Origin of the sequence: Mesorhizobium sp. M2E.F.Ca.ET.219.01.1.1, from assembly GCF_004016445.2 — a bacterium.
Classification (GTDB): Bacteria; Pseudomonadota; Alphaproteobacteria; order Rhizobiales; family Rhizobiaceae; genus Mesorhizobium.
In genome coordinates this window covers 45635-53080 of the sequence record NZ_SADT02000013.1, presented here as the reverse complement: position 1 = coordinate 53080, position 7446 = coordinate 45635, and the positions used below count along the sequence as shown (strand labels likewise).

Below are 7446 nucleotides of genomic sequence, written 5' to 3'. Positions count from 1 at the left end.
GGTTATGGCGGAGCGGCTGCACCCGATCCCATTCCGAACTCGGCCGTGAAACGCTCCAGCGCTGATGGTACTTCGTCTCAAGACGCGGGAGAGTAGGTCGCTGCCAGGTCTGCTAAACGCATGTTCACCCTCACAGCCGGATCAAGCTCCGGATGGAGGTAAATCTTCTCTCTGCGATTTTAGTGATGCATGTCGTCGGCTCAAAACCGCTAATACTTTTGAGCGACATGCATGAGGCCCGCCAAACGGGATCCCGGGCCGCGTAAGCGGCCCTTTCATTTGGTGCGCCATCTACCTATTTGTAGGCCAGCCTATCCGTAGGCGTGCGCTTACGTCCAAGAACGCAAGCAAACGCTTGCTCGTAGTCGCAAGCAAACGCTTGCTCGTAGTCGCAAGCAAACGCTTGCTCGTAGTCGCAAGCAAACGCTTGCTCGTAGTCGCAGGCAAACGCTTGCTCGTAGGTGACGCGGGGTGGAGCAGCCCGGTAGCTCGTCAGGCTCATAACCTGAAGGTCACAGGTTCAAATCCTGTCCCCGCAACCAATTTTATCATAAATCAATTACCGCCTCGGTCTAACCGGGGCGGTTTTTGTGTTGGAAGGGCGCGCAATCGCCGCGGCGAGCCAGAGGCGCATCACCGCTCCGAGAAGTCGCGCGAAACGGGAACGCGGGCAGGTTAGCGCGCCAAGGCGCGGTGTACCCCGCCTTTAAGGCTGCTGGTGTTGGTAAAGATAGGCACCCGGGCCGATGTCGGAAAGACCGCTTTGCGCCCGATGCCATCCGTCGCAGTATCCTCCGGCGTTTCCTAAAAACGGTCATCGCTGGCGTCCCGGGCAGGCCAATCGCGATCGGTTCGCTTTGTCAGGCCGCGCGACTGAAACGATCCGCTCTGAAATCATCGAGCGGTGTTTCGCAGCGACCAGTCGTGATGAGTTCGGCCATGGCCTCGCCCACGCCCGGACCTAACTGGAATCCGTGCCCGCAGAAGCCGAAGGCGTGGAACAGGCCCGGCGTCGTCGCTGATTGTCCCATGACCGGCAGCATGTCGCGTACATAGCCCTCGCAGCCCGACCATGTGCGGATGACCGCGACCTTTGCGATCGCCGGCAACAGCCGCGCGACGGCGCGCAATTGTATCGGCAGCCGCATCGGGTCGGCGGCCGCGTGGCCTGGATCAAGGTCGACCGATACCCTTTCGGCCGCCCCGCCGAAGACGATGTTGCCCCGCTCGACCTGACGCAGATAAGCGCCATAGTCCTTGTCGCGCGTCCAGATGCCGACCACCGGCAGGACCCGATATGGTAGCGGCTCGGTCACACCCATCTGCGGGCCGCGCGCTTCCAGTGGAACCTCTTCGCCGAATCGCGCGGCGACGCGCGCGCCCCAGGCGCCGGCGGTGTTAAGCAGGCAGTCGGCGGCGAAAGACCCTTTCGAAGTGGCGACAAGGAAACCGGAGCCGGTGTGCTTGATCGTCTCGACCTCAGTGTCCTCGACGATTTCCGCGCTGAGCTTGCGGGCAGCCTCGGCAAAAGCTGGCGCGATCAGCCGCGGATTGCCGCTGCCGTCATGCGGCGAGAACGATGCCGCGATCGCCTCGGGGCCGAGGCCCGGAAAGCGGGACCGGATCTCGTTCGGCCCCAGTTCCTCCAGTTCGAGCCCCCATGGCCGCGCGGCTTGAGCATAGGCGCGCATGTCGGCAAGGCTTCCTTCGTCGAAGATCAGCCTTATGTGACCGGTCGCGCGGAATTCCACGTCGCGGCCAAGCATTTTTTCCGCTTCGCCCCACAGCCTCAGCGATCGGTGGGCCAATGGAAGCTGGGATAGATGGCGCCCGGTGCGCCGGATGTTGCCGAACGAAGCGACGGTCGCGCCGGTGCCGATCCGGTTGCGCTCGATCAGCGTCACGCGCGCGCCGCGCCGGACGAGGAAATACGCCGAAGCCGTCCCCATCAGGCCGCCGCCCAGCACGATCACATCCATAGTCATTCCTTGATCCTTGGATGCATCCATCTTGTCGGCGCCACTTCATTGCGTCAAAGATGGGATTGGGCAAGACCCATAAGCTTTACCTATGGAGTGGGCAATGCGGGCCCGGCAGCTCGAAGTGTTCATCGCCGTCATGCGCGCCGGCACCGTGACCGCCGCGGCGCGGATGCTGAACATCTCCCAGCCTGCGCTCAGCCAGATCCTGCTCCACACCGAGGACGAGCTCGGCTTCACGCTGTTCGAGCGGGTTAAGGGCAGGCTGCGACCGACCCCGGAAGCGCTCGAGCTCTTCGCCGATGCCGAGCGGCTGTCCGCGGGGCTCGACGGCCTGCGCCGCAAGACAACCGACCTGCGGCTCGGACGGACCGGACTGGTGCGGGTCGCGGCCTCGCCGCCACCGGCCATGGCGATATTGCCGCGCGCCTTCACCGCATTCCGGGCGAGGCATCCCGATATTTTGCTGCGTTCCCATAGCGCGCCGATCGCGGCGATCGTTGACATGCTGCGTGCCGGCGACGCCAGCCTGGGTGTGGCCCTGGACGACCGGCTGCCGCCCGATATCGAGGCGGAAGTGGTGGGCAGCGTCGGCTTCGCCTGCCTGCTGCCCGCCGGGCATGCGCTCCAGAAGAAAACCGAGCTGACGCTGGCCGACCTCGTCGGCGAGGAGCTGATATCCTACCGCGGCAACACCCGTCCCGCCGACGAACTGGCCCATGCTGCCCGCGCGCAAGGAGTGGCGCTTTCGCCGTCGCTGGAGATCGACGTCTCCATCTCCGCGGTCGGCTTCGTCCAGGCCGGCCTGGGCATAGGCCTGGTCGACGCGCTGCTGCCCTGGCACCAGTTCGCCGGGCTGAGCGTCAGGCCGTTGGCGGCCGGGCCGGAATTCCCGATCGCGCTGCTGACCTCGCGCGCCCGAGCCCTTTCGCGGGCCGACGAGATGATGCGCGACGAAATCCGCGCGGCCTGCGCCGGCGTCCTCGGCGAGCACCGCGCCAAGGCATAAGCAAGACTTATATCCTTGCCCCTCATCCATCTTGGACCCTGACCGACCGCTCGTGCCAGTTTCCGGCGGCAGACAGGAAGGGACACATCATGGATGGTGCCGTCGCGGCGAACGAGGTGCGGAGCAAGGCCGACTGGAAGGTCGGCGTCGATATCGGCGGGACCTTCATCGATTTCTGTGCGCTCGAGGCAAACTCCGGACGCGTCGCTTCGCTGAAGGTGCTGACGACACCGGATGATCCGGGCGCCGAGCTGATGACGGGCCTCAAGCTTCTCGCTGAACGCGAGGGCTTCGATCCCACGCACATGACGCGCTTCGTGCACGGCACGACCATCGGCATCAACACCATCATTCAACGCAAGGGCGCGCCGTTGGCGCTGTTCACCAATGCCGGCTTCGAGGACGTCATCGAACTGGCGCGGCTGCGCATGCCGGACATGTATTCGCTGTTCTGCTCACGCTCGGATCCGCTGATCCCGCGCGACATGGTGTTCGGTATTCCGGCCCGGATGCGCGCCGATGGCAGCGAGTCGCAGGCGCCTGATATGGCGGCGGTGGAAAGGTCGGTGGCAGCGGCGAAAGCCAACGGCGCGCAAGGAATCATCGTTTCCTTCCTTCACGCCTGGCGCAACGGCGCGCAGGAAGCCTCAGTGAAGTCGGTGATCGCTCGCCTTGCGCCCGAGCTCTTCGTCTTCACCTCGGCCGAGGTCTGGCCGGTCATCCGCGAATATGAGCGCAGCTCGACCGCCATTCTCAACGGCTATGTCCATCCGCGCGTCTCGGGCTATCTGACGGCGCTGGAGGAGCGGTTGACAAGCCGCGGCGTGTCGGCCCGGCCGATGCTGACGAAATCGAATGGCGGGCTGATGAACGCCGCCGAAGGCAAGCGCGCTTGCGTCAACATGCTGTTGTCCGGAACGGCTTCCGGCGTCATCGGCGCTTCCTGGTTGGCGCGCCAGGCCGGCGAGGACAGGATCCTCACTCTCGACATCGGCGGCACGTCCGCCGATTTCGCACTGATCATCGGCGGCGAGGCGCAGTTCGGCACCGGCGAGCTGATCGGAGAGTTTCCGCTGCATATTCCTTCCGTGTCGGTGAGCTCGATCGGTGTCGGTGGGGGCTCGATCGCCAGCGTCGATGCGCAAGGGGTGCTGCGCGTCGGACCGGAATCGGCCGGCTCGACGCCAGGACCCGCCTGCTACGGCCGCGGCGGCATGCGGGCGACGGTCACGGATGCCATGGTGGTGTGCGGATGGCTTGGTCACAGCGAGATGGCCTATGGCCAGCTCAGCATCGATACCGGATTGGCGCATCGCGCGGTCGGCGACCTTGCCGCCCGGCTGGGTCGCCCGGTCGAGCAGACGGCGCAGGCGATCCTCGACATCGCGGTGTCGGAAATGTTCGTCGAGGTCGAGAAGCTCGCCTCGAGGGCCGGCGTCGACCTGCGCGATTTCACGCTGATGCCCTTTGGCGGCGGCGGCCCGATGCTCGGCGCCTTCCTTGCCCGCGAACTCGGCATGAAGCGCGTCATGGCGCCGCGCCGCCCTGGCGTGGTGTCGGCGCTGGGAGGACTGGTTGCGGATCTGCGCGGCGACTTCATCCGCACCATCTTCAGCCCGCTGTCAGCCGCCTCGCTCCCCGCGATTCGCGCGGCTTTCGAGGCACTGGCGCAGGAGGGGCGCGACTGGCTTGCGGCGCAGGGGCATCATGCGGCCGCTGAACTCAATCTCTCCTGCGACATGCGCTACATCGGGCAGAGCTATGAGATCGAGGTCGTCCTTTCGCCGAAATGGCTAGCAGAGAGCGATGCGGAGGCAATCGCGCAAGCCTTCCACCGAACCCATGAACAGCTCTACGATTTCCACGACCCGAACGGCGCAATCGAGCTTGTGAATGTCCGGCTGTCGGCAATCGGCTCAGGGCCGGCCCTCTCCTTCCCGGAGGCAGACGAGATAGAGGCCCTGGCCAGCCCAGCGCGCCGGATTCCGATCTACGCCGGCCTGAGCGTCGAAACTGTCGACCTCTACGACCGGCAGGCGCTCGAACCCGGCAGCACGTTCCAGGGTCCCGCCGTGGTGGTGCAGGAAGACACCACCTTCGCCATCCCCGCCGGAACGCAGGCTCGGGTCGACCGCCACCTCAACCTTCTTCTGACCTTTGCGGAGTGACGCCCTTGTTCGACCGCACAAACCTTCAGGTTCTGGCCAACCATGCCCGCGCGGCGGCCGAGAACATGGCCCACACGCTGCACCGCACCGCGCACTCGGCCTTCGTCAAGGAAACGCAGGATTTCACGGTGATGCTGATGGACCGCTCGGGCGCGACCTTCGCCGTCCCGATGGAACTCGGCGCCACCTGGTACCCCGGCCTTTCCTATCACCGCGCGATCGCGATGGTGGATGATTATCGGCCGGGCGACGTCGCCTTCACCAACGATCCCTATTCAGGCCATGTCGCCACGCACGCGCCCGATACGCATCTGTGGAAGCCGGTCTTCGTCGAAGGCGAGATCGTCGCCTGGACCGGTGGCCACATCCACAACACCGACATGGGCGGGGCGGTGCCGGCATCCCTTAGCCGCGCGCTGACCGAGATCCATCAGGAAGGCATCCGCTTTCCGCCGATGAAGTTGGTGCGCGAGGGCGTCTTCGACGAGACGATCCTGCGGATCATGAGCACCAATGTGCGCAAGCCCGACCTCAATATCGGCGACATCAAGGCGCTGGTCGGCGCGCTCAATACCGGCGAGCGCAAGATCCAGGCGATGGTCAAAAAGTTCGGCACGGCCGGCTTCGTCGAAGGGGTCGCCGCGCTTCTCGATCACGCCGAGGCGCAGGCGCGAGACGTGCTGCGCGCCATGCCCGACGGCACCTGGGAATTCGCCGACTATGCCGACGAGGATTCGGTCGAAGCCAATCCCTGCCGGCTGAAACTGAGGCTGACGATCAAGGGCGACGAGGCGGTGCTCGACTTCACCGGCTCCGATCCGCAGCTAGGTTCGTCGCTCAACGTGCCTTCGGGCGGCGATCCGCGACACACCATGCTGCTCGTCGGCGTCTACTACGTGCTCTACACGCTCAATCCGAAGATCCTGCTCAACACCGGGCTTACCCGGCCGTTCACCTGCATCACGCCGCAAGGGTCGGTGCTAAACCCGGTCCATCCCGCCGCCGTCGGCATGCGTTCGTTGACCTGCGCCCGGCTGCGCTCGGTCATCTTCGGCGCCTTTTCCCAAGCGGTGCCGGAACGCCTGCCCGCGGCGCCGGCCGGCAACAATTGCATCGTCAACGTCATGACCACGGACGAGCGCACCAGCCGCAGCGTCATCGCGGCGGTGAACCCGGTTGTGGGCGGCGGCGGCGCGATGCCGCATCGCGATGGCACCAACGGGTCGGGCGCCGATGCCGCCTATCTGAAGAACACGCCTATCGAGATCACCGAGACCGAGACGCCGGTGGAGTTTGTAAAATACGGGCTCGCCCGGGACAGCGGCGGTGCCGGCCGCTGGCGGGGTGGGCTGGCGACCGAGATGGCGTTTCGCGTCTTCGCGCCGGACTCCAGGATCACGGCGCGCAATCGCGATCGCAGTTTCTTCCGGCCGTGGGGCGTGCTGGGCGGCAAGGCGGCCGGCCTGTCGGACATGGTCGTCAATCCGGGAACCAGTCACGAGCGGCGGCTGGGAAACATCGACACGGCGGTGCTGCAGCCGGGCGACGTGCTCGAGATCCGCTCCGCCGGTGGCGGCGGGCGCGGCGATCCGCATCAGCGCGAGCCTTGGCGGGTCGCGCAGGACGTGCGACGTGGCTATCTCACGCCGGCAGCGGCAGAGCGCGACTATGGCGTCGTCTTTTGCGACGGCGAGGTTGACGAGCAGGCGACGAACGAATTGCGCGCGCAGCACAAGCCGGCCGCCGGTCATTTTCATTTCGGCCCGGAGCGCGAAGGCTACGAAGCGCAGTGGACGCCGGCAGCCTATGACCGGCTCCACGCCGTGCTGGATGCTTTGCCGATCCACTGGCGGTTCTTCGCCAAGACCGAGATTTTTCGGCGCATGAAAGGGCGCACCGGGCCGGAGGGCGTCCAGGCCGCCTTTGATGCGGTCTGCGAACGCTTTCCCGAACTGCCGCGTCCGAAACCGGTGCGAGAGGCCGCGGAATGATCAACGCCGGTCGCATCGTCCGGCTGGCCGAGCGCGACCGGGCGGAGGTACAGTTCTTTCTTGACGGCGAGAAGCGCTCAGCACTTTTCGGCGATACGGTGCTGACCGCGATGCTGGCTTCAGGACACGCATTGCGGAGTTCCGAGTTCGGACCTGAGCCGCGCGCCGGCTTTTGTCTAATGGGAGCCTGCCAGGATTGCTGGGTGTGGCAGGAGGAGGGACCACGCCTGCGGGCGTGTTCCACGCCTGTCACTGAGGGCATGTGGTTGCGCACGACGCCCCCGGAGAGCTGGCCGTGA

The 7446-nt window shown here is 65.6% G+C and carries 5 protein-coding genes, 1 tRNA gene and 1 rRNA gene; 6 read left to right on the top strand and 1 reads right to left on the bottom strand.

Going from position 1 to position 7446, the window contains the following annotated elements; translation table 11 throughout:
* A 5S ribosomal RNA gene (rrf, locus tag EN862_RS34305) occupies positions 1 to 109 on the top strand; the annotation flags it as partial.
* A 356-nt stretch (positions 110 to 465) separates the two neighbouring features.
* Positions 466 to 542, top strand: a tRNA-Met gene (locus tag EN862_RS34300).
* A gap of 318 nt (positions 543 to 860) precedes the next feature.
* Here the strand turns inward: EN862_RS34300 and EN862_RS34295 are convergent.
* Positions 861 to 1979, bottom strand: coding sequence for an FAD-binding oxidoreductase (locus EN862_RS34295; protein ID WP_127868878.1), 1119 nt, complete (start codon positions 1977 to 1979; stop codon positions 861 to 863).
* A gap of 103 nt (positions 1980 to 2082) precedes the next feature.
* Between EN862_RS34295 and EN862_RS34290 the strand changes: the two genes are divergently transcribed.
* From EN862_RS34290 to EN862_RS34275, 4 genes are all read left to right on the top strand, one after another.
* Positions 2083 to 2988 (top strand): LysR family transcriptional regulator, encoded by a 906-nt coding sequence (locus EN862_RS34290; protein WP_127868871.1) that lies wholly within the window; start codon positions 2083 to 2085, stop codon positions 2986 to 2988.
* 89 nt (positions 2989 to 3077) lie between these two features.
* Positions 3078 to 5156 carry a hydantoinase/oxoprolinase family protein gene (locus EN862_RS34285; RefSeq protein ID WP_127868870.1) on the top strand — a complete coding sequence of 693 codons (2079 nt, stop codon included), beginning with the start codon at positions 3078 to 3080 and terminating at the stop codon, positions 5154 to 5156.
* A gap of 5 nt (positions 5157 to 5161) precedes the next feature.
* Positions 5162 to 7147 carry a hydantoinase B/oxoprolinase family protein gene (locus tag EN862_RS34280; RefSeq protein ID WP_127868869.1) on the top strand — a complete coding sequence of 662 codons (1986 nt, stop codon included), beginning with the start codon at positions 5162 to 5164 and terminating at the stop codon, positions 7145 to 7147.
* Complete coding sequence (locus EN862_RS34275) at positions 7144 to 7446, top strand: (2Fe-2S)-binding protein (protein WP_127868868.1); 303 nt, start codon at positions 7144 to 7146, stop codon at positions 7444 to 7446. The genes EN862_RS34280 and EN862_RS34275 overlap by 4 nt, the downstream gene beginning before the upstream one ends.